This is a genomic window from Sorangium sp. So ce394, from assembly GCF_051474665.1.
Taxonomy (GTDB): Bacteria; Myxococcota_A; Polyangia; order Polyangiales; family Polyangiaceae; genus Sorangium; species Sorangium cellulosum_D.
This window is the reverse complement of record NZ_CP150339.1, coordinates 12,080,194-12,105,050: the sequence shown is the minus strand read 5'-3', so window position 1 is coordinate 12,105,050 and position 24,857 is coordinate 12,080,194. Positions and strand designations below refer to the sequence as shown.

Annotated in this window: 15 protein-coding genes; 7 read left to right on the top strand and 8 right to left on the bottom strand. The window is 71.1% G+C overall.

From position 1 onward, the window contains the following. Positions 1-26: 26 nt before the first annotated feature. Complete coding sequence (gene hemE, locus WMF33_RS44765; protein ID WP_437334307.1) at positions 27-1,076, bottom strand: uroporphyrinogen decarboxylase; 1,050 nt, start codon at positions 1,074-1,076, stop codon at positions 27-29. A gap of 251 nt (positions 1,077-1,327) precedes the next feature. Between hemE and WMF33_RS44760 the strand changes: the two genes are divergently transcribed. Next, positions 1,328-1,912 (top strand): hypothetical protein, encoded by a 585-nt coding sequence (locus WMF33_RS44760; protein WP_437334306.1) that lies wholly within the window; start codon positions 1,328-1,330, stop codon positions 1,910-1,912. Between the two features lie 7 nt (positions 1,913-1,919). Here the strand turns inward: WMF33_RS44760 and WMF33_RS44755 are convergent, their stop codons facing one another. Then, on the bottom strand, positions 1,920-3,107 hold the full coding sequence (locus WMF33_RS44755) for a M20 family metallopeptidase (RefSeq protein WP_437334305.1): 1,188 nt from the start codon (positions 3,105-3,107) through the stop codon (positions 1,920-1,922). Between the two features lie 139 nt (positions 3,108-3,246). Here WMF33_RS44755 and WMF33_RS44750 point away from each other — a divergent pair, with 139 nt between their 5' ends. Further along, positions 3,247-4,380, top strand: a complete 1,134-nt coding sequence (locus tag WMF33_RS44750) for an FAD:protein FMN transferase (protein ID WP_437334304.1) — start codon at positions 3,247-3,249, stop codon at positions 4,378-4,380. Between the two features lie 107 nt (positions 4,381-4,487). Here the strand turns inward: WMF33_RS44750 and WMF33_RS44745 are convergent, their stop codons facing one another. From WMF33_RS44745 to WMF33_RS44730, 4 genes are all read right to left on the bottom strand, one after another. Beyond that, positions 4,488-5,363 (bottom strand): hypothetical protein, encoded by an 876-nt coding sequence (locus WMF33_RS44745; RefSeq protein WP_437334303.1) that lies wholly within the window; start codon positions 5,361-5,363, stop codon positions 4,488-4,490. A 79-nt stretch (positions 5,364-5,442) separates the two neighbouring features. After that, positions 5,443-6,231: an enoyl-CoA hydratase-related protein gene (locus WMF33_RS44740; RefSeq protein WP_437334302.1), complete on the bottom strand. Its 789-nt coding sequence runs from the start codon at positions 6,229-6,231 to the stop codon at positions 5,443-5,445. Between the two features lie 44 nt (positions 6,232-6,275). Continuing rightward, entirely contained in the window at positions 6,276-8,897 is a 2,622-nt protein-coding gene (locus WMF33_RS44735; RefSeq protein ID WP_437334301.1) for a M1 family aminopeptidase, read from the bottom strand. Positions 8,898-9,017: 120 nt separating this feature from the next. Next, entirely contained in the window at positions 9,018-10,883 is a 1,866-nt protein-coding gene (locus WMF33_RS44730) for a bifunctional homocysteine S-methyltransferase/methylenetetrahydrofolate reductase (RefSeq protein ID WP_437316091.1), read from the bottom strand. A 92-nt stretch (positions 10,884-10,975) separates the two neighbouring features. Here WMF33_RS44730 and WMF33_RS44725 point away from each other — a divergent pair, with 92 nt between their 5' ends. The 5 genes from WMF33_RS44725 to WMF33_RS44705 all read left to right on the top strand — a co-directional run bounded on the left by WMF33_RS44725 (position 10,976) and on the right by WMF33_RS44705 (position 21,143). Then, on the top strand, positions 10,976-11,857 hold the full coding sequence (locus WMF33_RS44725; RefSeq protein ID WP_061622730.1) for a hypothetical protein: 882 nt from the start codon (positions 10,976-10,978) through the stop codon (positions 11,855-11,857). Between the two features lie 117 nt (positions 11,858-11,974). Further along, positions 11,975-12,556 (top strand): hypothetical protein, encoded by a 582-nt coding sequence (locus WMF33_RS44720; RefSeq protein WP_437334300.1) that lies wholly within the window; start codon positions 11,975-11,977, stop codon positions 12,554-12,556. Between the two features lie 64 nt (positions 12,557-12,620). Continuing rightward, entirely contained in the window at positions 12,621-13,595 is a 975-nt protein-coding gene (locus WMF33_RS44715; protein WP_437334299.1) for an aminoglycoside phosphotransferase family protein, read from the top strand. A gap of 348 nt (positions 13,596-13,943) precedes the next feature. Next, positions 13,944-19,595: a calcium-binding protein gene (locus WMF33_RS44710; protein WP_437334298.1), complete on the top strand. Its 5,652-nt coding sequence runs from the start codon at positions 13,944-13,946 to the stop codon at positions 19,593-19,595. Between the two features lie 231 nt (positions 19,596-19,826). Further along, positions 19,827-21,143, top strand: coding sequence for a calcium-binding protein (locus WMF33_RS44705; protein WP_437334297.1), 1,317 nt, complete (start codon positions 19,827-19,829; stop codon positions 21,141-21,143). A 30-nt stretch (positions 21,144-21,173) separates the two neighbouring features. Here WMF33_RS44705 and WMF33_RS44700 read toward each other — a convergent pair whose 3' ends face one another. Together WMF33_RS44700 and WMF33_RS44695 are read right to left on the bottom strand one after the other, a co-directional pair. After that, a complete protein-coding gene (locus WMF33_RS44700; RefSeq protein ID WP_437334296.1) occupies positions 21,174-22,406 on the bottom strand; it encodes an aminotransferase class V-fold PLP-dependent enzyme in 1,233 nt (410 codons plus the stop codon). Continuing rightward, a complete protein-coding gene (locus WMF33_RS44695) occupies positions 22,381-24,327 on the bottom strand; it encodes a YgiQ family radical SAM protein (RefSeq protein WP_437334295.1) in 1,947 nt (648 codons plus the stop codon). Before WMF33_RS44695 ends, WMF33_RS44700 begins: the two co-directional genes overlap by 26 nt. Between the last annotated feature and the right edge of the window lie 530 nt (positions 24,328-24,857).

Sequence of the window (24,857 nt, the reverse complement as noted above, 5' to 3'; positions counted from 1 at the left end):
CACCCCGGGAGGGGTGAGGCGCAGCGTCAACGATCGGGCTCGCCCTGCAGCGACGCGCGCGGGATGGAGTGGACGAGATCGATCACCGCCTTGACCGTGTCGACCGGCGTCTCCGGGATGATGCCGTGGCCGAGGTTGAAGATGTGGCCCGCGCGCCCGCCGGCCTCGGCGAGCACCGCCCGCGCGCGGCGCTCGGCGACGGCGCGCGGCGCGCAGAGCAGCAGCGGATCGAGGTTGCCCTGCACGGCGCGGTCGTAACCGATGCGCTGCCACGCCTTGTCGAGCGGCGTGCGCCAGTCGACGCCGATCACCGTGCCGCCGGCGTCGCGCTGCGCCTCGAGGAGCGCCCCGGTGTTCGTGCCGAAGTGGATGACCGGGACGCCCGTCGCCTCGAGGTCGCGCAGGATGTGGCGCACGTGCGGCTGCACGTGCTCGCGGTAGTCGTCGATCGAGAGCGAGCCGACCCACGAGTCGAACAGCTGCACGGCCTGCGCGCCGGCGGCGACCTGCGCGCGCAGCAGGCGGCGGACGACCTCGGAGATCTTGCCCATCAGCGCCGACCACGCCTCGGGATCGCTCCACATCAGCTGCTTCGTGAGCCGGTAGTCGCTCGATTTACTCCCCTCGACGAGGTAGCTCGCCATGGTGAACGGCGCGCCGGCGAAGCCGATGAGCGGCGTCTTGCCGTCCAGCTCCTTGCGGATGAGGCGCACGGCGTCGAGCACGTAACCGAGGCCCTCTTCGGGCTCGAACACGCGGAGCCGCTCGATGCCGGCCCGGTCGCGCACCGGCTCGTGGATGACCGGGCCCTCGCCCTTCGCGAACTCGAAGGGGGCGCCCATCGGCTCGAGCGGCAAGAGGATGTCGGCGAAGAGGATCGCCGCGTCCATCCCGAGCCGCAGCGGCTGGAGGGTCACCTCGAGCGCGAGCTCGGGCGTCTTGCAGATCTCGAGCAGCGTGTATTTCTTCCTGAGCTCCCGGTACTCGGCCATGTACCGGCCCGCCTGGCGCATGAACCATACGGGCGTCACATCGGTCGGCTCACGCCGGCAGGCGCGCAGGAAGCGGTCGTGCATGGATGGAAAACTCCAGGATGGGCCCGAGGAGGCGCCCTCGGGGCGATCCTTCATGTCCGTTCAGCCATCTCCCGGCAATGGGTTTCTGGGAGCGCCGGGCCGTGGTTTTCCGGGAACGCCCGACCATGGATTTTTGGAAGCGCGGCGGTCGACCCGCGGCGAGCGGGCTGAGGGGGGCACCCAAGCGCCGCGTCGTCCGCCGTGTAGACTATGAATCTATGGCGCGTCCTTCCAGACCTCCCGGCTTTGACATGACGTACAGGCCCGAGAAGCGCATCGCGTTCGGGCCGCCGATGAAGGAGCGCATCCCGGCGCTGCTTTACCTTGCCTTCGCCCTCACCGTCTCGGCGGTGATCTTCTATGGCCAGAACGCTCCTTCGAGCTCCCGGATCTTCCAGTACGTCGTGGAGGGGGATCGCCACCGGCTCGTCCCGTCGAGCGTGTGCGCCATCATCCTGTGCGTGAGCGCGCTCGCGATGGTGCTGCGGGAGCAGATGCGCGGCGTGATCGTGCACCCGGACGGGATCGAGCTGCGCGAGCTGCTCGGGTTCGGGCTGCCGCGCGTGCGGCGCTTCGCCTGGTCGCAGATCGATCGCATGTCGGTGCCCTCGGCGCAGGCGGGCGCCGGCGGCGCGGGCGCGGTCCAGCGAGGCAAGCCGTCGAGCAACATCCGGCTGGATCTCTGGGACGGGTCCCGCACCTGGCTGCCGGACGTGGGAGACAAGATCGCGCTGTCCGTGATGCTGGAGCGGGTGGCCCTGGCGCGGGCGATCCCGATCGAGGGGGGGACCGGGCTCATGGACGACCTCGGCAACCCCCTCCAGGACGACGGCTGACCCAGGCCTAGGCCGCGCTCGCGCCGGCCTTCCGCTGCGCGAACTCCTCGCGCACGCCCTTGCGCAGCTCGGGATCGAGCAGGAGATCCGCGCACGTCATCGCCATCGCCTTGGCGGCGATCAGCATCGAGTCCTGACCGCCGGGGCTCGCGGCCTTGGCGGCGAACGCGTGCTGGTGGCACGTCGTCTCGCCCTTGCCGCAGATCGCGATCCAGGGGTGGATGGCGGGGAGCGCGTGGGACACGTCGCCCATGTCGGTCGAGCCGGTGCCGACGGCGGGGTCCATCTCGAGCGGCGAGCGGCCGAGGGCGCGCAGGTGCTCGCCGAAGCGGCGCGCCATCTTCCGGTTGTTGACCATGTTCTTGTAGCCGCCCTGGTCGACGAGCGTGAGCTCCACGCCGCTCGCCATGGCCGCGCCGCGGGCGCAGCGCTCGACGATCGCCCGCACGCGGGCGAGCTCCTCGGTGTCGAGGGCGCGGACCGAGAACTCGGCCACCGCGAGCTCCGGGATGATGTTGACCGCCTGGCCGCCGTTCTTGATGAACCCGTGCACCCGGACGCCATCGCGGAAGTGGACGCGCTGGCCGTCGATCAGCCGGAAGGTGTCGAGGCAGGCCGTGAGCGCGCTGTTCCCGTCCCACGGCGCGAGCGCGGCGTGCGACGGCTTGCCGTGGAACTGGAGCTCGAGCCAGGTGCTGGCCAGCGTGTCGTGGGCGAGCAGGTCGCGGTCGAACGGGTGGAACATCATCGCGGCGTCGACGCCCTCGAAGGCGCCGGCCTCGAGCAGCCGGATCTTGCCGCCGCCCCCCTCCTCGGCGGGCGTCCCGACCAGATCGATGGTGCCGGCCACGGCGTCCTTCTGCCGGGCCAGGGCGAGGAAGGCGCCGAGCGCGCCCGCCGCGATCAGGTTGTGCCCGCAGGCGTGGCCGATCTCCGGGAGGGCGTCGTACTCGGCGAGGATGGCGAGGTGGGGGCCCTGGCCCTGCCCGATGCGCGCGCGCAGCGAGGTGGGCATGCCGGCGAGCCCGCGCTCGACCTGGATGCCCTTCTTCTCGACGGCCTCGGCGATCCACGCCGCGGCCTTGTGCTCCTGGAACCGGAGCTCGGGGTTCGCGTGGATGCGCGCGGCGATCTCGCGGAGCTCCGGGGAGAGGTCGTCGATGTCGCGCTGGATGCGGCTCGGGTCGAGGCTCATGGGCGGGCGATACTACCCTGGATCCGCGCGGCTCGCCTGGGCCATGGTGGCGCCGGCGGTAGAGCTCCGCCGGCGTCCGGCCGCGACGGGCGGCGAGGCCGGCGCGCGCTCACGCTCTCCACGGAGTCAGGACCCTCGAATGCAAAGGCTGCGCTGCTCTTCGCTCCTCCTCGGTCTCGCGGCGCTGCTCGCGCCGCCCGCGCTCGCCGCGTGTGACGCCCCGCGCGCGCGCAAGGAGGCCCCGCCCGCCGCCTCGAGCGCGGCGTCCGCGCCGGACGCGAGCGCGGCGGCGCGGGCAGAGCCCGCCCGCGTCGCGGTCGAGGCGAGGGCGATGGGGACGAACCTGCTCCTCGCCGCCTACGCGAGCGCGGCGATGGATGAGGCGGCGATCCGGGCCAGGCTGGAGAAGGCGATCGCCGAGATCCGCAGGCTCGAGGGGCTGATGACGACGTGGCGGCCGGACAGCGAGCTGTCGCGGGTCAACGCGGCCGCCGGGAAGAGCGCCGCCCCGGTGAGCCCGGAGTCGCTCGACGTGATCGAGAAGAGCCTCTGGATCAGCGAGCGCTCCGGCGGGGTCTTCGACGTCACCTTCGAGGCGATGCACGGGCTCTGGAAGTTCGACGAGGACATCGACGACAACGTGCCACGGAGGGACGACGTCGAGCGGGCGCGGGCGCTCATCGATTACAAGCAGATCCGGATCGATCGCGCGCAGCGTACGGTGATGCTCGCGCGGCCGGGGATGCGGATGAGCCTCGGCGGGATCGCGAAGGGCTACGCCGTCGACGCCGCGGCGCGGGTGCTGCGCGGGGAGGGGCTGACGTCGTTCTTCGTGCAGGCCGGCGGCGATCTGTACATCGCCGGCAAGAAGCCGGACGGCTCGCGGTGGAGGGCGGGCGTGCGGGACCCGCGCGGCAAGGGACCGAACGACTACTTCGCGATGATCGAGGTCGAGGACCGCGCGTTCTCGACGGCGGGCGACTACGAGCGGAGCTTCATCAACGAGGGCAGGCGCTATCACCACATCATCGATCCGCGGACCGGCTTCCCGGCGACCGAGAGCCGGAGCGTGACCATCTGGGCGAGGGACGCGCTGACCGCCGACGCCGTCGACGACGCGGTGTTCATCCTGGGAGCCGAGAAGGGGCTCGCGCTCGTCGAGGCGATCGAGGACTGCGGGGCGGTGATCGTCGACCGCGACAACAAGGTATGGGTGTCGAAGCGGCTGGAAGGGAAGGTCGAGGTGCTCCGCCCGCCGACGGAGGGGCTGTAGGGCGGGGCGCCGCCGGCGCTCCCTCCGGCGGGCGGCGAGGGCGCGCGGCAGCGCCGTGCACGATGCTGCGAGGCGCCCGTCGCGGCGGGCGCCGAGGGAGGAGAGCGTCAGCCCTCGAAGAGCTCGTCGAGCGTCGCGGCCGTCAGGATCCGCTCGGCCCAACCCGCGAGCCGCTCCCCGGACGCCGCGAGGACCTGCTCCCGCCGCGCCTCGGGCACGTCCCCGAACCGCGCCCGGAGCTGACGCAGCAGCACGGCGCGCTGGCCCTCGTCGAGCCCCGCGCGCCGCCCCTCGTCGAGCGCTACCTGGCGCTCGCGCGCCTTGATGGCCTCGATCTCCGGGTTGCCCTTGCGCTCCAGCGCGCGGACGACCTCGCGCTCGGCCGCCGCGCCGTCGAGCAACGCGCGGACCGGAACCGGACGGACCAGGCACGTATCCTCGATCATCGCGTCGGGCGCGAGCGGCACGAACCGCCCCTCGGCCGCCGACCACTCGGCGACCCCGTCGCGCTTCACGAAGATGGCGAAGACGCGGCGCACGCCCCGGGCGACGAGATCTTCGGCCTTCTCGCGCACGTCGCGCGTCGATTGCTCGTTGACGATCTCGAACGAGAGCTCCTCCAGGTACCGGCGCCCCGTCGCCGGATCGAGCCCCGCCTTGCGGATGGACAGATCGGTGGCGAAATCCGAACCCTCGTTGACGCGGGTGATGAGGTCGGCCGTGCCGATGTAGCCGGGCTGGAGGTGCGGCGCGATCAGGAAATCGAGCCGCACCTGCTGCTCGGCGTGCGGCTCCAGCGCCGGCGCGGCGACGACCTTGCGCCCGCGGATCAGCTCGTCGCGTGTCACCTCCGGCGTCACGAGGTGCTCGTCCACGGCCGGGAAACGCGCCCGCGGCGGCTCCGCGGGCGGGAGCCTGGCCGCCGCGCCGCCTCGGGCGGCCGGGGCGAGCAGGAGCGCGGCGCCGCTCGGCTTTGGATCCATGAAGGCAAGGCTAGCACGACGGCGGCCGAACGCGCCGCGCCGCCCAGCCAGCGCGCGGCGGCGGGCGAGGCGCGCGCCGTCACCGCCCCCGGTACACCGGCTTCCGCTTCTCGGCGAACGCGCGCAGCGCCTCGAGCCGATCCTCACTGCGCAGCGTCTCGTCGTAGTGCACCCGCTCGACCTCGAGCCCGAGATCCAGCGGCACGTCGTAGCCGTCCTCGATCGCCCGGAGCGCCGCCGCCTGCGCGATGGGCGCGCCGCTCGCGATCGGCTCGATCCACGCGATCGCGTCGTCGACCACCGGCGTCCCCTCGGGCGACACCCGGTTCACGAGCCCCCAGGCGAGCGCCTCGGCCGCGGCGAGCTTCCGGCCGAGCAGGATCATCTCCTTCGCGCGCGCCTCGCCGACGACCCGCGGCAGCCGCTGCGTGCCGCCCGCGCCCGGGATGATGCCGAGCGACGTCTCCGGCAGCGCGAGCTCGGCGTGCGGCGCCGCCACCCGGAGATCGCAGATCAGCGCGAGCTCCAGCCCGCCGCCGAACGCGACCCCGTTGATCGCGGCGATCACCGGCTTCGGGCTCCGCGCGAGCACCCCGAGCTCCGTCCGGTACAGCCCCACCTGCCGGCGGACGTCGTCCGGGCTCATGCCCTGCCGCTCCTTGAGATCGGCGCCGGCGCAGAACGCCTTGTCCCCCGCGCCCGTGATCACGATCGCCCGCACCGCCGGGTCGTCCACGAGCTCGCGCCCGAGCCGACCGAAGGCGAGCAGCGCGTCGCGAGAGAGCGCGTTGCGGCGATCCGCCCGATCGATGGTAAGCACCGCGACCGCGCCGCGCCGGTCGAGCTTCACGGGAGAGGCGTCCGACATGGAGCCTCCCTAGCCGACCGAAGCGGCGCGGCAAAGGGGCTCGCTCACTTGGCGTCGGCCGCCTTCTTGGCCTTGGTCCCCGCCGCCTCGAGCTTGCCCAGCCGCGCCCGGATCTCCGCGTTGTCGCGCCGCAGCGCCTCGAGCTCGTCCCGCAGCCGGTCCAGCTCGCGCTTGCCCGCCCCGCCGAGATCGCGGAGCACCTCGCGGATCCGCCGCCGCACCCGGCCGTCGAGATCGCGGTCGAGCTGCCGCAGGAGCGCGCCGCGCGACCGGCCGTCGCCGAGATCGCCGAGCGCGCGCGCGACGTCGACCCGGAGGTACGGATCCGGCTGATCGAGGAGCTCCTCGAGGAGCTCGCGCGTCCGCCGATCGCTCGAGAGCTTCGGCAGCGCCAGGATCGCCGCCCGGCGCCCCCGCGTCGGGACGCCGTAGCGCGTCCGGGCCGTCAGGTGCGGCACGGCGCGCTCGTCGCGCAGGTTGGCCAGCCCGTCGATCACGCCGCAGCGGATGACCTCGCCCCACGAGGGGCGGTCGAGCAGGTCGATCAGCGTGTCGAACCCCGAGCTCTGCCGCGTGGCCCCGAGCGCCCGCGCCGCCTCCGCCTGGACCAGGTAGCTCGCGTCGCGCAGGGCGAGCTTGCCGAGGAGCTCCGCCGCCTTGGCCGACCGGAAGTTGCCGAGCGCGCTCGCGACCGCCCGCCGCACCTTCGGGTGCTCCACGCCCGCGCTCGCCTCGAGGAGCGCGAACGCCGCGCTCGACTGCAGCGCGCCGAGCGCGCCCGCGGCGGCGGCGCGCACCCCCCAGAACTCGTTCGCGTCGGCGAGCGACTGCCCGAGCGCCCGCGTCGTCGGCGGGTCGTCGCGCCGCGAGAGCGGCTTCGCGGCGAGCATGCGGCCGCGCGCCGTCGGCGCGTGGGCGAGCTGCGCCCGCAGCAGGTCGGCCGGCGCGTCGACCTTGACCTCGCCGAGGAGCCGGAGGTCCGGATCCACCACCACGAAGCGAGGGCGCCGCGGGAGCGGGATGACGAAGGTGTGCGCCTGCTGGTCCACGCGCCGCACCTCGCGGCGCACGCTCGAGCCCTTGCCGTCCGCGAAGCCGAAATCGAGCACCAGGTCGAACGCGAACGCCGGCGGCGTCGCGGCGTCCGGCTGGAGCGCGTGCTCCCGGCTGGGGTGCTGCCCGGCCGCCTGCGTCTGCTTCACGGTCACGGTGCACTCGTCGCCCTCGAGCTCGATCTTCACGTCGAGCTCGGGGTGCCCGGCGCGGAACACCCACTGCTCGAAGAAGCGCTCCAGCGACTTGCCGCTCACCTCCTCGAGCGCGCGGGCGAGATCCCGCGTCTCGACGACCCCGCGCGCGTGGCGCGTCAGGTAGGCGCTCACCCCGCGCCAGAACAGCGCGTCCCCGAGCTCGCGGCGGAGCAGGTGCAGCACGAGCCCGCCCTTCTCGTAGAGGTGCCGATCGAAGACGTCGAGCGGCGCGTCGTAGTCCTGACAGACGATCGGCCGCCGGTAGCGCCCCCGCGCCTCGCCCAGGTACGCGTCGAGATCGGCCTTCAGGCCGTGATCGTACTCGTCGGCACCGAGGTGGTGCTCCCGATAGACGTGCTCCATGAAGGTCGCGAACCCCTCGTTGAGCCAGCCGTGCGACCAGTCGCGGCACGTCACGAGATCGCCGAACCACTGGTGCGCGAGCTCGTGGGCGATGAGATCGTCCGACGAGATGTCGAGCGCCGCCCGCTCGTCGAGCAGGATGTGCTCGTACATCGTCGTGGCGGTCGTGTTCTCCATCCCCCCGAAGATGAAGTCGCTCACCACCACCTGCGCGTAGCGGCGGAAAGGATACTTGACGCCGAGCTTCTCGCTGAAGTGACGGATCATGTCCGGCGTGCGCGCGAACGTGCGGCGGCCGTCCTCCTCGCGCCCCTTCGGCACGAAGTACGCGAGCGGGACGTCGAGCGCCGCGTCGTCGATGCGCGCGAACTCGCCCGCGACCAGCGTGAACAGGTAGCTCGGGTGAGGCTCGTCCAGCCGGTAGTGGAAGACGCCAGCCTTCTGCGATTTCGCGTCGCCCTCGAGCTCGCCGTTCGACAGGCAGTACCAGCCCGGCGGCACCTCCGCCCGGAGCTCGGTCGTCTGCTTGACGTGGGGCTTGTCGATGCAGGGGAAGACATGGCGCGCGTCCTCGTCCTGGCACTGCGTCCAGACCTGGCGCGGGCGGTCGGGGACGTGCTCGTCCGGCTGGAGGAAGTAGATCCCCCGCCGCGGCGTGGCCCGGTACCGGACCAGGATCGACGCCTCGGCCTCGTCGAGCGGCACGGCCACGCGGAGCGTCTCGCCGTCGTACGTGTGCTCGGCCGGCTGGAACGCACCGCTCGCCGCCTTGCCCGCGCCGCGCCGGGGCTTCGCCGCGCGCCCCGCGCCGGCGCTGATCTCGACCGACTCCAGATCGAAGCCGACGGCGTCGAGCGCGATCTCGCGCGCCGCCGGATCGACGCGGACCACGTCGAGCCGCGCGGCGCCGCGGATCGAGCGCTCCGCGACGTCGAGCGCGAGATCGAGGGCGATGTGCCGGACCGTGAACGGGCGCGAGCGCTCGTAGACGCGCTTCGTCCCGGCGAGCGCGAAGGGACGGGAGGCGACCGCGAACTCGGACGACGAGAGCACGGAACCGCAGGCGCAGCGCGAATGAAGCCGGTACTCTAGGGGCATCTCGGCCGAGTTTCCCCGCGCCGCGCCCGGCGCTGCAAGCAAGAACGCATGCGCCGGAGCGGGCGGCCGGGCGGCTCAGCTCGTCTTGAGGCCGTCGAGCACCTCGAGCGCGAGCTCGTACTTGCCGAGCGGCGGCATCAGGTAGGCGCCCTGCACCCGGTCGCGCACCGAGAAGAGCATCTCGCGGGCGATCTTCACCCCCTCCTTGCGGGCCTCGGGGCCGGCCGGCACCTTGCGCATGCGCTCGCGGATCTCCTCCGGGATCTGCATGCCAGGGACCTCGTTGTGGAGGAACTCGGCGTTCTTGTAGCTCACGAGCGGGAGCACGCCGACGAGCACCGGCATCCCCAGGTGCTCGATGCGCCGCAGCACCTTCTCGAGGAGATCCTGGTGGAAGACCGGCTGCGTCATGATGATGTCGGCCCCCGCGGCGCGCTTGCGCTCCAGGCGCGCGAGCTCCTTGTCGAGGTCCGGGGCGCCGGGCTCGAGCCCGGTGGCGAGCAGGAACGACGTCTTGCCGCCCGGGATCGGCTTGCCGGCCGGGTCGAGGCCGCGGTTCATCGTGCTCGCCATGTGGAGCAGCCCGATCGAGTCGAGGTCGTAGACCGCCGTCGCCTCCGGGTAGTCGCCGACCTTCGGCGGATCGCCCGTGATGATGACGAGGTTCTTGATGCCGATCGCGTGGGCGCCGAGCAGGTGCGCCATCTGGCCGATGAGGTTCCGGTCGCGGCCGCAGACGTGCAGGATCGGCTCGATGCCGTAGCGCTGGACCAGGAGCGAGCAGAAGGCGAGGTTCGTCATGCGCGCGGTGGCGCGCGGGCCGTCGGCGACGTTCACGACGTCGACGCCGTTGTCGATGAGCATCTTCGCCGCGCTGAGCGCGCTCTCGGGGCTGAGGCCCGGCGCCGGGTTCACCTCGACCGAGACCACGAACTTGCCCGCGGCGATCTTCGCCGCGAGGGGGCTCCGCTCGCCGAGCGGCGTGGGCTCGCTCCCCGTGGGCGCGTCCATCGTGACGTGCGGGCGCGAGGTGACCTCGGGCACGGCGCTGCCGCGGAGCATGCGGGCCGACTTGGCCATCCACTTGACGTGCTCCGGCGTGGTGCCGCAGCAGCCGCCGATCATCGCCGCGCCCGCCTGGATCATGCGGCGGGCGAAGACGTCGAAGTACTCGGGCGTCGCCATGTAGAGCAGGCGGCCGTCGACCGTGCGGGGCAGGCCCGCGTTCGGCTGCACGCAGAGCGGGAGCCCCGCGGTCGCCATCCGCTCCGCCATGGCGAGCGACAGCTGCGGGCCGTCGCCGCAGTTGACGCCGAGCAGGTCGACGCCCCAGTCCCGCAGCGTCCGGGCGACGCGCTCCGGCTCGCTGCCGTCGGCCACGACGCCGCTCGTGTCGAACGTCATCGACGCGAGCACCGGCAGCCCCGGCGCGGCCTGCCGCGCCGCCTCGATGGCGAGCTTGATCTCGTCGAGGTGGCGGAATGTCTCGAGGACCAGGAGGTCCGCGCCCCCCTCGGCGAGCGCGCCCGCCTGCTCGGCGAAGGTGGCGGCCGCCGCGGCGAGGTCGTCGCGCTTGGCCACGCCGGGCACGAGCCCGGTCGGGCCGATCGAGCCGGCCACGTACGCGTCGCCGCCCGCGATCTCGCGCGCGATGCGCGCGCCCGCGAGGTTAAAGTTGCGCACCTCGTTGACGAGCCCGTACCGCTCGAGGCGGAACCTGTTCGCGCCGAAGGTGTTCGTCTCGATGACGTTCGCGCCCGCGGCGACGTAGTCGGCGTGGACCCGCTTCACGAGGTCGGGGCGCGTGACGTTGAGCTGCTCGAAATTCTGCGTGACGAACACCCCGCGCTCGTAGAGCAGCGAGCCCATCGCGCCGTCGAACACGAGGATCGAGCGCCGGATCGCGTCGAGGAACGGGGCCTCTGGTCTCGTGCGGGACATGGGGCGCATCGTAGGGGCGCGCCGGCTTCTCAGGAAGGGGGGGCGCGACGCGGTTGACGTCGCGGCCAGGATCTCGGTAGGCAGATCGCGAGATGAGCACGCCCCGATGGCTTCGCGCATTTGCCCTGGCGGTCTCCGCCGCCGCTCCGCTCCTCGCCGCCTCCGCGCCGGCGCACGCCTGGGATCCGGTGGTGCACCGCTCGGACGCGGGCGTGGATCTCTACCTGTGGAGCGCCCGCACGCTCGGCGCGTCGACGGCCGTCGTGCCCTTCCTCCAGTTCGAGCCGACGCCCGACCTGTTCATCAACCTGAAGTTCCCGCTGGCCCTCTCCCTGAACGGCCCGGGGGATCTGGAGGATCCGCGCGACGGTCAGGCGCGCGCGGGGCTCGGCAACCCGACGTTCACGCTCTACTACGCGGACATCGACGGCAAGCTGACGTGGTACGCGGGCGGCCGCGCCGCGCTGCCGCTCGGCGTGGTCGACGACTACGACTGGCGCTGGGCCACGGCCTACGCGTCGGCGGCGATGGCCTATTACGATCTGCACCTCTGGGCGGCCGACGCGCTCCCGATCGGCGGGCTCGGCGGCATCGAGTACCGCTTCGGCCGCTCCTTCGTGCTCCGGGCGGGGGGCGATCTCACGTTCTTCGTCCCGCTGCAGGACCGCGGCCGGCGCGGCTTCATCGACGATTCGGACGATCTCGACGTGGTGTTCCAGGCGAAGGTCGAGCCGGAGTTCCAGAGCCGCGCCGGCTTCGGCGGCGGCGTGGCGCTCCAGACCGTGTGGGTCCCGTCGTCGGTCTACAACGACCAGGGGCAGGTCTCGCTGCTGCCGTATTTCGTGTACGACAGCCAGAAGACCTTCTTCATGCGGGCCGGCCTGCTCCTCGCGCTGGACGAGCCGCTCGGGCCTGCGTTCGACCGGGGGAGAGTGACGTCGCTCTACCTGCAGTTCGGCGGGCACATCGACTAGCGCGCCGGGCGGCTCGACCGAGCGAGGGATGAACCGGAGAGGCACAGGTGCCGTGTCGGGCAGGGCGGCGCCGCCGGCGCGCTCGCCCGGGCTCCTCGCCGTCATGGAGGCTCGAACATGACCCGTCGCCGCGCCATCGCCTGGGGCGCCGCCGCCGTCGCTCTCCTGGCGGTCGTCCTCCTCTTGCGCAAGCTCAACCAGTTTCCGCCGGACACGACGCCGGAGGGCGCCTATCTCCGCATCGCGTACAACATCGGCGCGAGCGATCCGCGCGCGTGCTTCCCGTACCTCGAGGACCGGGCGCAGCACGCGGCCTACACGATCCGGGACTACCGGCGGAAGGCGTTCGAGCGGATCGAGGCGAGCTACCCGGAGCCGGAGCGCGCGCGCCTGCTCGAGCAGTACCGCGCGCACGCGATGGCCGAGGACGGGGCGGACGTGTGGGTCGACATCGCCGCGAAGCAGGGGTTCGTCGCGCGGCTCCGGCGCGACCTGTCCGGCATCGCGAAGGTGGAGGTGACGGGCGAGCGGGCCACCGTCGAGACGGCGCGCGGCACGCGGTACCCGTTCCGGCGGCGGGACAACGGCATCTGGGGGCTCACGCTCTTCACGGCGGACCTCGTGGCCGAGGCCGAGCGGGCGGCGCGGGACTGGGACGTCGTGGAGAAGGCGGCGCTCGACTACGAGCGGGCGCGGTGAGCGGGGCGCCGCCGCGCCGCGATGCTCGAGGGCGAACCGGCGGCGGCGGCAGGAGGGGGCCCTCGTGGAGCTGAGCCGCGCGGACGCTTCTGCGATCGATCCAGCGGCGAGAGACGCAGCGCTGCGCGCGCTCGGCGTCGAGCGAGGCGCCTGGATCGCGAGCGGGACCGAGGCAGAGGTCTACGGGTTGACGGACGAGCGCGTCCTCAAGCTGTATCCGGATCTCGGCCGGGCCTGCGCGCTCGAGGCGCTGAGGAGGTTCTACGATTCGCTGCGCGGCGAGGGGGTGCCGTTCGCGCTCCCCCGGATCTACGACATCACGCCCGTCCGAGGGCTCCTGGCCGTGACGGAGCGCCGGATCGAGGGCAAGCCGCTCTCCGAGCTGCTTCCTGCGCTCGATGCCGGGGACGCGCTCAGGGCGCGCGAGCGGTATATCGATGCGGTCGTGGCGCTGGCGGAGCTCGAGGCACCTCACGGCGTGTCGCGGTACCTCCTGATCGACGAGTCCGGGACGAGCAGCGTGCGGGCGCAGGGGTGGTACGAGTTCGTCTACCGCCTCGCCGAGGTCAAGATCGAGCGGCACCGCGCGTCGCTGGAGGCGGACGTGGTCGATCTCTCCGCGAAGCAGGCCCGGCTCCGCGAGCTCTACCTCGGCCAGAGGTACGACGGTCCGCTGCGCGTCGTGCACGGGGACTTCTTCCCGGGGAATGTGCTGATGAGCGACACCGAGAGGGTGGCCGGCGTCATCGACTTCGGGAGCTTCACCATGTTCGGTGACCCCTTGGTCGATGTCTCCCTCGCATGCATGTTCTTCGATATGTACGGGCCTGAGAGATCCTCGGTCCGTGACCAGCTGATCGCCGTCGCGTTGCGCAGGGTGGGCGCGGATGCAGAGGGAACGCTCTATCGATACGCGATGGCGTATGCGCTCATGTCGTGTGACCTGTATGCCGGCGCGGACGGCTTGCGGCAGGATGGTCACTACAGGTGGGCCGTGGATCTTCTGAACACGGAGCCCTACTGGCAGCGCATGGCGTAGCCTCGTAGGGGCCGCAGCGCGCGCTCATCAGCCGTCCGCGAACAGCCTCCAAGGGTTCCTCGGGGGCGGCTGGCCAGCGAGCCACCCCGCGATGTCACGTGACATGTCACGTGACATCGCGGGGCCGCGCCGTGACACCGCGACCTCGATGTCACGGCGCGGCCCGATCTCCGCGACTCCTCGCGTCGATCCCGGAGGGGTCGCGCGTGCCGGGCCTGGCACGGTTCTTGTGAAAACCCGGGTGCTCGGTACGGAGTGACTTCAATGAGAAGAATCAACAGCAAAAGCCTTCTGCTTACGATCCTCACGTCGATAGGGGCGCTCAGCGTCGCGCCCGCGGCACATGCCTTGTCCTGGGAAGACATCCAGCCGAAGAGCGGTATCAAGGAGGGCAAGTGGGAAGGGCCCGGCGGCTTCGAGCTCAAGTGGAACGCCTCGGACGGGAACATCAAGTTCGAGGTCACCTCGCCCAACACGGGCATCTACTCGGCCAACTACGGGACCAACCCGACCGCCATCGCGAACGGCGACGTCTGGAACCTGCCTGGCGAAGGCAACGGCGTCATCACCTACGGCACGGACCGCGGCATCAAGCTCGAGGTCCCCGTCGGGCCCTCCGTCGCGATCGTCACCGAAGGGAAGATGAACGACAAGTGGGAGTACGTCCCTGACAAGGCGGAGGTCGAGATCGGGCTCAAGCGTCCGCTCTTCACCAGCTACAAGCCCGACAAGAGCGGCGTGCACCAGGTCGGCGACCGCTTCGAGACCGAGGCGAAGCTGAAGCTCATCCTCGAAGGGATACAGTCGGGCAACCCCAACTGGGGATACGCGGTCGAGACCTCGATCCTCGGGCTCGAGATCATCAACGAGGAGTACGTCGGGTTCGGCATGCGCGACCTGCTCGGCAACGGCATGGTGGGGCAGCTCGCCGACTTCATGCGCTGGCGGCAGGACTACCTCCTGGACCTGTCCCAGGGCCGGGCGCCGCACATGGGCGACATCGACGCCGAGCTGCCGGACATGGCGCTGTTCCTCGCCTTCATGGATATCGGCGGCGACCCGCTGGCGATCGATCTCGACGACGACGGCGTCGAGACCCTCGGCCTCGACGGGTCCGGCTCGGTCCTCTTCGATCACGACGGCGACGGCGTGGCCACGGCCACGGGCTGGGTGGCGCCCGACGACGGCTGGATCGTGAGGGATCGCAACCTCGACGGCCAGATCAACAACGGCAACGAGCTCTTCGGCGTCAACACCGTGAAGCTCGACGGGACGCTGGCGACCGACGGTCTCGACGCCCTCTCCGATCTGGACACCACGCGCGACGGCGTCGTCGACGCCGCCGACGCCGGCTTCGGCGCGCTGCGCGTCTGGCAGGACCTGAACTCGAACGGCAGGGCCGACTTCGGCGAGCTCGCGTCGCTCACGGAGATGGGGATCAGCTCGATCTCCCTCTCGACCACGGGGAACATCAGTAACCAGAACGGGAATACGTTCTCCGGCACGGCGAAGTACACCCGCGACGACGGGACGACCGGGATCGTCGCCAACCTGATCCCGGCCGAGAGCAACTTCTACGCGGAGTTCACGGAGCCGGTCACGATCTCCGCGGAGGCCGAGGCGCTCCCGTACATGGGCGGCAGCGGGTTCGCGCGTCCGCTGCGCGAGGCGATGTCGGTCGATCCCGTGCTGCTCTCGCTCGTGAGCGAGTTCGCCGCCGAGCCTACGCGAGAAGGCCAGCGGCGGAAGGTCGACGACATCCTGGCGCGCTGGGCGCAGGCGGCGCCCGGGGGATCGCTCTATCACCAGTCGATCGCGACCAACACGCCCATCTGGGTGCACTTCCAGCGGGTCAAGAAGCCGAAGGTCGACTCGCAAGGCGGCGGCGCGCTGACCACGAGCGGCGGCTCGTCGGTCGGCAAGGGCCAGGTGTATGCGCCTCAGTCCGACTGGGGCGTGACGCCGATGGTGCCGGGCGCGACGGAGAACCAGACACGCACGGATCTGACGACGCTGTTCACCTCGGAGGCGGAGCGCCTCGGCGTGAGCGGCAACCCGCGATGGCTGAAGGAGGTGCTGGAGCTCAGCGATCACCCGATGGTCCTCGACTACAAGCGTCATCTGGGGCGCCTCACGGTGGTCGAGGTGTTCAGCGGCATCGAGAGCCGCGACTGGGACCAGCTGTCCACAGACGCGAGCGGCAAGCGCGTCACGTTCAGCACCCAGAACACGTGGGGGTTCGACGCGGCGTACCGCCTGATCCACGAGCGCGTCTACGGCGCCCTCGCGGTCCAGACGCGCCTGCAGTCGTACCTCGAGATGGTCCCCGACCCCACCGGGCCCGGGAGCCTCGACTTCTCGGCGCTGAACCAGCGCCTCCAGCTCGAGCTCGACGCCGAGCACGAGATGGTCGACACCAGCGACGCGCTCGCCGACCTCGTGGACCTCGTGCGCCACGCGGGACCGGCGCTGATGCGCTTCGGCTGGGATCCGCGCCCGCTCCTCGCGGATGCCCTCGACTCGACGCTGGACGCCACCATGGAGGTCGCGACCCAGTGGCTCCCCGTCGGCGGGTGCTTCTGGCAGCCGTCCGCGACGATGGATCCCTCCGCGTACTACAATGAGACGTACCTGGGGACGCTGCAGGACAAGCACTTCCTGTTCCAGCCCAGCGGGCGCCCCGACCCGTACAACCGGGCCGACTCCTTCCTGGTGAAGCTCAGCCCCGGGGATCTCTGCGGCCAGTTCCGCTGGTTCGATTACACCTGGGAGGGCCAGCTCGCGAACCCCACGAAGACGACGCCCCTCCGCTACGATCATCACCGCAACGGGCATGACCTCGTATGGCAAGCCACGCAGGTGTCGGCCGGCGTGGGCGACGATCTCATCTTCGTCCATCCCACCGACGCCGATCGCATCGACGGCGGCCCCGGCGACGACACCTACGTCGTCGGCGCGAACTACGGCGAGATCTACCTCGCCGGCTCCGAGCTCAGCACCGACACGCTGCAGTTCGTCGACGGCATCCGCAAGGAGGACGTCAAGGTCACGCGCTCGGATCGCAACCTCGTCATCGAGGTGACGAGCGCGCCTCTGGCCACCCGCACGAAGGTCTCCGTCGCGGGGTTCTTCAACCAGGACGGCGCGAGCGGCTCCGCGCTGGGGAGCGTCGCGTTCAGCGACGGCACGTTCTGGAACACCCGGGATCTCCGCGTGAAGGTCCTGGACAACGGCGACGCGGGCGGGGCGATCGTCGGTTACCAGACGCCGGACCTCATCGACGCGCAAGGCGGAGACGACTGGGTCGACGGCCAGGACGGGCAGGACTTCCTGATCGGAGGCGACGGCAACGACTCGCTGAACGGCGGCAATCACGGCGACTACCTGTACGGCGGCAGCGGGAACGACAACCTGTCGGGCGGTCCCGGGAACGACGTGCTCGACGACGACGCGGGCGACGATCACTTCACCGGCGGCGACGGCGACGACCTGTTCCTCGTGGGCGGGCTGGAGGCAGGCGATGATCTGGTCGACGACACCTCGGGCGATAACCGGCTCGTCTTCGCCACCGACGTGACCCCCGAGATGATCAGCGTCCGCAACGTGAACCGCGACATGATCATCAACGTCGCTGGGGACGGCAAGTCGAGGCAGGTCAAGGTCCGGTGGCAGTTCCATGAGGACGCCGCGCTCGGCGTGAGCGCCGTGCAGATCGGCGAGCCCGCCGTGGCGATGTGGAACAGGGAAGAGCTGCGGGGCCTGGCCCTCTCCGGCTCGACGGGCAACGACACGATCGTGGCGTTCGATACGGCAGATACCGTACCGGGGTCTGCGGGCAACGACTACATCTCCGGTCGCGGCGGCGATGACGACCTGTCGGGCGGTGACGGCAACGACACGATCGACGGCGGCACGGGCGACGACCGCATCAGCGGCGGCGACGGGGACGATAACCTCACGGGCCAGGCAGGGGACGACGTGCTCGACGGCGGCCCCGGCAACGACCACTTCACCGGCGGCGACGGCAACGACACGTTCTTCGTCGGCGGGCTGGAAGGGGGTACGGATCTCGTCGACGACACCTCGGGCAGCAACCGGCTCGTGCTCGGCGCCAGCGTGACGCCCGAGATGGTGCGTGTCCGCAACGTCAACCGGGACATGGTCATCACGCTCGCCGGCAACAACATGTCGAGGCAGATCACGGTCCGGTGGCAGTTCAATGAGACCAGCGCGCTGGGCGTGGACGTGGTGCAGATCGGCGAGCCCGCCACGGTGACGTGGACCAGGGCAGACCTGCGGAACCTGGCCCTCGCCGGGTCCTCGGGCAACGATAACCTCCTCGGGTTCGCGACCGCGGATACCGTCTCGGGAGGTGCGGGGAACGACGCGATCTCCGGGCTCGGCGGCGACGATGTCCTGTCGGGCGACGACGGCGACGACTCGATCGACGGCGGCGACGGCGACGACCACCTGTACGGCGGCGACGGCAACGACAGGCTCTCGGGCCAGAACGGGGACGACGTGTTCGACGGCGGCGCCGGCAACGACCACTTCACCGGCGGCGACGGCAACGACACGTTCTTCGTCGGCGGGATGGAGGGGGGCACCGATCTGATCGACGACTTCTCGGGCAGCAACCGGCTCGTGCTCGGCGCCGACGTGACGCCCGAGATGGTCCTCGTCCGCAACGTCAACCGGGACATGATCATCACGATCTCGGCCAATGGCGCGTACCGGCAGATCACCGTGCGATCGCACTTCAACACGGGCGGCACGTACGGCATGGACCTCATGCAGATCGGCGAGCCTGCCACCGCGACGTGGACGAGGGAGGATCTGCGGTACCTGGCCCTCGCAGGGACACCGGGGAACGACACGATCGTGGGGTTCGAGACGGCGGATGTCGTCTCGGGGTTCGCGGGGAACGACACGATCAGCGGCCTCGGCGGCAACGACTCTTTGCAAGGTGACGACGGCAACGACAGCCTGTCGGGCGACGACGGCGACGACATCCTCGAAGGCGGGAACGGGAACGATACCCTGAGCGGCTCCCGGGGCGACGATGTCCTCGTCGGCGGGCCCGGCAACGACACGCTGATCGGCGGAGACGACAGCGATACGTACTATTACTCCGCGGGCCAGGACACCATTCAGAACATCGACACGGGCGTCGGCAGCATCGACACGGTGATCTTCGACGACAGCCTCACGCTCGGCGACCTGGTGTTCCGGAAGGACGGGTTCAGCGATCTCTTGATCACCGTCCGCGGCAGCACCGACAGCCTGCGCATCTCGCAGTTCCTGACGGGCAACACGGCCTCCACGTTCACGGTCGACCGGTTCCAGTTCGGCACCGCCCCCGGGGCGACGCAGATGACGGCCGCCGAGGTGGCCTACCTGGCGCTCTACGGTGACGGGAGCCCCATCAACGGCGACGAGTCCGCGAACAGCCTCCAAGGGTTCCTCGGGGCGGACACGATCTCCGGCTTCGGCGGGAACGACACCCTCTCCGGGAACGACGGGGACGATATCCTGAACGGGATGGCGGGCGCAGACACGCTGTACGGCGAGGCGGGCGCAGACACGCTGAACGGCGGGACCGGCAACGACACGCTCCGCGGCGGCTCCGGGGGCGACACGTACCTGTTCAGCCCCGGCGACGGCGCCGACATCATCGTTCCGCCGTCGGACGGCGCGCTCGAGGATCTCGACATCATCGAGATCGTGGGGGCGGAGGCGGTCATCGACGGAGCCACGTTCCGCCGCGTGGGCTCGACGAACATCGAGCTGCGCGTCGGGAGCGATCTCGTGGTCACGATCCAGGGCTTCCTCGCGAACGATGCCTCCGGCACGGTCCGCCTGGTCAACGAGGTCGACGAGGTCCGCTGGCCGGATCACACGCTGTGCACCAAGGAGCGGATCCGGGACGCGCTGGTCGCCAGCCCCACCGGCACCATGCTCGCCGCGCGGACGGTGTGCGGGAGCGACATGCAGTGGTAGCGGCCCGGCGCCGGGCCGCGCCTCCCATCGCGCGGCCCGGCGCCGGCGTCGCGCCGCGAGGCCTGGGGATGTCACGTGACATCGGGCCGCCGCGTCGTGACATCGCCTGGTCCGATGTCACGGCGCGGCGGCTCGCCGGTGGCTTTCTTCGCGAGATCGGGGCGGCCGCGCGGGAGGCGCCTGGCGCGGTCCTTGCTCGGCAGGTGCCGAGCCAACTTGAGGGTATCAACGATGAACGAGAGACGATTCTTTGTGATCTTGGCTTCGGTAGGGGCTCTGAGCGCCGCGTCGGCCTGTACGGCGGAGGAGGTCCCCCTGGACGACATCCTGCCGAACGGCGGTATCGATCCCGTCACGCTCGAGGCGACCGGGGCAGACCCGGAGTACAACGAGATCGTGGGCACGGCTGGCAACGACATCCTCAATGGGACGGCGGCCGACGATATCGTGTCAGGGATGGCCGGGAACGACGTCATCCACGGCCTCGGCGGGCATGACTACCTGTTCGGCGACGGCGGGGATGACGATTTGCTGGGCGACGCTGGGCACGACGTCCTCGAAGGCGGGTCGGGTGACGACGACCTCCAGGGCGGCGACGGCGATGATCACCTGAGCGGACACAGCGGCAACGACTTCATGAACGGTGGAAGCGGCAACGACACGTATTACTTCGACCAGGGGCAGGACGTCATCTACAACAGCGACACGGATGATGCCAGCGTCGATACCGTGGTCATCAATTACATCGCGACCTCCCCCAGCGGCGTCGTGTTCCAGCGGGACCTGGGAGACCTCGTGATCAGCGTCCCCGGACACCCCGATACGCTGCGCATCCTCTCGTTCTTCGGGGGCAACGGCGCCACCGGGTACACCATCGACCGGATCCGGTTCGGCAACCTGTCGAGCGCACCGCAGTTGACCGCGGACGAGGTGGCGCACCTAGCGCTGTACGGGAGCGGCACCCCGGTCGTCGGCACCTCCTTCGCAGACGTTCTGGAAGGGTCCACCGGACAGGATCTGATCTCCGGGCTCGAAGGCAACGACTCTCTCTTCGGATTCGAGGCGGACGACGGCCTGTACGGGCAGAGCGGCAACGACACGCTGTACGGTGGGCCGGGCAAAGATGAGCTTGTCGGTGGGGTCGGCAACGACAAGCTCCACGGCGGCTCCGGGGGCGACAGCTATCTTTTCATGCCCGGGGACGGGAACGACATCATCTACCAGTCGACAGAGCCATCGTACCTCGACGGTTACGATTACATCAGGATCGGCGGGCCGCCGACCGTGGTCGACGGCGCGTCGCTCCGCATGGTGAACGACACCGATCTCCAGGTGAGCCTCGCGGCCGCGGACGGGCTCACCATCACCGTCAAGGACTTCCTGGATCCGTTTACCGGCACGCTCACCGAAGCGAACGAGCTGGACGACATCCGTTGGCCTGACCATACGTTGTGCAGGCCGACGAGGATCCGGAACGCGCTGATCGCCGTGCCGGTTGGAACGGCCGTGAACGCGCGCGCCGCGTGCGGCACCGACATGCGGTGGTGACGGCGCGCGGCGCCCCGAGCGCCCCGCCGCTCACCCCTTCCGCACCCGCTCGAGCGCCTCGTCCGCCGAGAGCAGCACCTGCTCCCACTCGTCCAGCGCGTTCGGCCAGTGCGGCGAGAAGCGCACCACGCCGTCCGGGATCGCGCAGGCGATCCCGAGGCGGGTGAGCTCGCGGTAGAGCTCCACCACCGAGGCGCCGCCCGGCGGCCTCACCCCGAGCGAGCACGCGCGCAGCGCCGGATCCGCCGGCCGGAGGCTCTCCCAGCCGCGCTCCCGCAGCGCCTCTTCCAGCGGATCGAGGAAGCGGTTCGCGTGCTCGTGGATCCGCTCGACCCCGATCTGCAGGATCAGGTCCACCGCCGCCTCGAGCCCCGCGTAGCCCGCGGCGTTGAGGTTGCCCCCCTCCACGAAGTCGGCGCGCTGCCGGATCGGCCGGTCGTACCGGAGCTTGCCCGGGCCCTGGAACAGGAAGCTCACGCCGTCCTCGTGGCTCAGCCAGCCCGCCACCGACGGCCGGAGCGCCTGCAGGCGCTCGCGGCGGATGTACAGAAAGCCCGTGCCCTCCAGCCCCATCATCCACTTGTGGCCGCCGCACGCGAGGTAATCGACCCCGGCCGCCCCGACGTCCACCGGCGTCGCGCCGACCGCCTGCACGGCGTCCACGCACAGCTCGGCGCCGTGCGCGCGGCAGAGCGCGCCGATCGCGGCGAGCGGCATCCGCAGCCCCGTCTGGAACTGCACCGCGCTCACCGCGACGAGCCGCGCGCCGCGCCGGAGCTCGTCCTCGAGCCGGGCGAGGCCCGAGCCGCTGCCGTCCGCGAAGCCGCCGAGCGGCAGGAAGACGGTCTCCAGGCCGAAGAGCTCGGCCGCGCGCTGCCACGGGGTCACGTTCGCCGGGAACTCCCCCTCGAAGAGGATCACCCGGTCGCGCGGCCGCCAGGGGAAGCACAGGGCGATGTCGGTGAGCCCGCGCGTCGTGCTCTGGACCAGCGCGATCTCGTCGGCCGGCGCCTCCGCCCCGACCAGCCGGCCGAGCTTGTCCCGCAGGCGGAGCCGCTGCGCGCTCCACGCCGGGAACGCGGCCGCCCCCTGCGCGGCGTAGTCGTCGAGCAGCGCCATCACCGCGAGGCGCACCGGCCGCGACGGCGGCGAGATGCCCGCGTGGTTCACGTAGACGAGCGGCGCGAGGTGCGGGAACAGGCTGCGGTCGCCGAGCTTTGCGGCGAAGGCCCGATCGTTATCGATTTCGGCGGTGTGTCGCATCGGCTGGCTTCCCCCGGCGCTCCCCGCGGACCTTGGCGAGGTAGCGCGGCGGCGCGCCCTTGCCGGCCGCCGGCGGCACGAGGCAGTGCGGCTTCGTCCCGATGAGATCACCGCGGCCCGCCTTGATCAAGGCCTCGCGCGCCTCGTCGTGGTGCGCCGGGTCCCAGTAGAGCAGCAGCGCCTTCTGGAGCTTCTTCTCGCGCAGGTCCTTCGCCGTGTACACCGGCTCGCGCGTGAGCGGGTCGATCCCGGTGTGGTACATGCACGCGGCCATCGACATCGGCGTCGGGATGAAGTCCTGCACCTGGCGCGGCCGCATCCCGTTCCTCTTCAGGTACACGGCGAGGTCGACCATGTCGCGGAGCGTCGAGCCGGGGTGCCCCGAGATGAAGTAGGGCACGAGGAACTGGTTCTTCCCCGCCTCCTCGCTCGCGCACCGGAACTGCTCGGCGAAGCGCTCGTAGCTCTCGATGCCCGGCTTCTTCATCTTGTCGAGCACGTCCTTCTTGTTGTGCTCGGGGGCGACCGAGAGCTGGCCGCCCGTGTGGTGCGCGGCGAGCTCCTCGATGAACTCGGGCGACCGCTCGGCGAGGTCGTAGCGCACGCCGGAGGCGATGAAGACCTTCTTGACCCCTTCCTCCTCGCGCACCGCCTTCATCAGCTGGAGCAGCGGGCCGTGGTCGGTGTTCAGGTTCTCGCAGATCTCGGGGTGGACGCACGAGAGCCGCCGGCAGGCGTTCTCGATCGCCTCGTCCTTGCAGCGCATCTGGTACATGTTCGCGGTCGGCCCGCCGAGGTCGCTGAGCACGCCGCGGAAGCCGTCCATGCGCCGGAGCGCCCGCACCTCGCGCAGGATGCTCTCCGCCGAGCGCGACTGGATCACCCGGCCCTCGTGCTCGGTGATCGAGCAGAACGTGCAGCCGCCGAAGCAGCCCCGCATCGTGACGACCGAGTGCTTCACCGTCTCGTACGCCGGGATCGGCGCGTCGTACGACCAGTGCGGCACCCGCGTGAACGGCAGGTCGTAGAGCGCGTCCATCTGCCCCGTCTCCAGCGGGAAGGCGGGCGGGTTGAAGTACACCGCCTCGGCGCCGTGCGGCTGGAGCAACGGGCGCGCATTGCCGGGGTTCGTCTCGAATTGGAACGCCCGCGACATCTCCGCGAACGCGCGCCGATCCGCCGCCACCTCCTCGTAGCTGGGGAGGATCACGGGTTTTCCGTCCGAGACGTAACGTGAGCCTTCGATCTGCTCCCATTCGCCCTTGCGCAGGGGGAGGGCGGTGCCGCGGACGTCGCGGATCGAGCGGACGGGCTCGCCGCGGCGGAGGCGGTCGGCGACTTCCCAGACGGCCTTCTCGCCCATGCCGTAGATGAGCAGGTCGGCCTTGGCGTCGAGCAGGACCGAGCGGCGGACCTGGTCGGACCAGTAGTCGTAGTGGGCGATGCGGCGGAGGGACGCCTCGATGCCGCCGAGGACGATGGGGACGCCCGGGAACGCTTGCCGGCAGAGGTTGGCGTAGACGATGGAGGCCCGGTTGGGGCGGAGGCCCACCTGCCCGCCCGGCGAGTACTGGTCCTCGCTGCGGACCTTCTTCTGGGCGGTGAGCTTGTTCAGCATCGAGTCGAGGTTGCCGGCGGTGACCCCGACCATGAGCCGGGGGACGCCCATCCGCAGCAGGTCGCTCGGGTCCTGGTAGCGGGGCTGGGAGATGATTCCGACACGGAAGCCGCGGCCCTCGAGGAAGCGGCCGATGATCGCCGCGCCGAACGCGGGGTGGTCGACGTAGGCGTCGCCGTTGACGATCAGGATGTCGAGCGCGTCCCAGCCCCGCGCGCGCATCTCCTCCCGGGTCGTCGGCAGGAAGGCGGTGAGGTCGCGGGGGGCGGCGCCGGCGCTGCGGCGGAGCTGGAGGAGGGACACGGCGCCGTCACCCTACGGGCCGGGGGAGCGGTCGGCAAGGGGGCGGCCCGGGCGGCGCTGGCGGGCCGCCACGGGGCTTCCGCGGCTGCGGGCGGGCCGGGGGGCGGGCCGGGGGCGCGGGCGCGTCCGCGGGGCGCCTGCGGGGCAGCGCTGCGGAGCGGCGCCTGCGGGCGCCGGCGGGGTGGGGCGCTGGGGGATCGGCCGTCGAGCCCGGCAGGCGGGCGCTCGCCGCCGAGGAGCTGGAAGGCGCGAGGGCGCGTCCGAGGCCGGCGGGCGGGGGGGCGCCGGCGGGCGCGGCCCGCATTTTCCCGGCCAAAACGCGCAAATTGCGCGACATCCGCCAGCTGATCACGAAATCGGATGGCCAAGCATCGAATTTCCGGATGCGACATGAGGGCTGGCGCGCCGGGGCGGGCGGGAGTCGCTCGGTGGATGTCGCGCGCAGCCCACAAAAATAAGCGGCAAAACCCGGGGTTTTTGCGTCGAGGGGGCGGGTTCCCAAATGACTCGGAATGAGGGTTCGTAAAACT

Coding starts and splice junctions, on each gene's coding strand:
- hemE (WP_437334307.1), bottom strand. CDS start 1,076: ATGCACGACCGCTTCCTGCGCGCCTGCCGGCGTGAGCCGACCGATGTG.
- WMF33_RS44760 (WP_437334306.1), top strand. CDS start 1,328: ATGACGTACAGGCCCGAGAAGCGCATCGCGTTCGGGCCGCCGATGAAG.
- WMF33_RS44755 (WP_437334305.1), bottom strand. CDS start 3,107: ATGAGCCTCGACCCGAGCCGCATCCAGCGCGACATCGACGACCTCTCC.
- WMF33_RS44750 (WP_437334304.1), top strand. CDS start 3,247: ATGCAAAGGCTGCGCTGCTCTTCGCTCCTCCTCGGTCTCGCGGCGCTG.
- WMF33_RS44745 (WP_437334303.1), bottom strand. CDS start 5,363: ATGGATCCAAAGCCGAGCGGCGCCGCGCTCCTGCTCGCCCCGGCCGCC.
- WMF33_RS44740 (WP_437334302.1), bottom strand. CDS start 6,231: ATGTCGGACGCCTCTCCCGTGAAGCTCGACCGGCGCGGCGCGGTCGCG.
- WMF33_RS44730 (WP_437316091.1), bottom strand. CDS start 10,883: ATGTCCCGCACGAGACCAGAGGCCCCGTTCCTCGACGCGATCCGGCGC.
- WMF33_RS44725 (WP_061622730.1), top strand. CDS start 10,976: ATGAGCACGCCCCGATGGCTTCGCGCATTTGCCCTGGCGGTCTCCGCC.
- WMF33_RS44720 (WP_437334300.1), top strand. CDS start 11,975: ATGACCCGTCGCCGCGCCATCGCCTGGGGCGCCGCCGCCGTCGCTCTC.
- WMF33_RS44705 (WP_437334297.1), top strand. CDS start 19,827: ATGAACGAGAGACGATTCTTTGTGATCTTGGCTTCGGTAGGGGCTCTG.
- WMF33_RS44700 (WP_437334296.1), bottom strand. CDS start 22,406: ATGCGACACACCGCCGAAATCGATAACGATCGGGCCTTCGCCGCAAAG.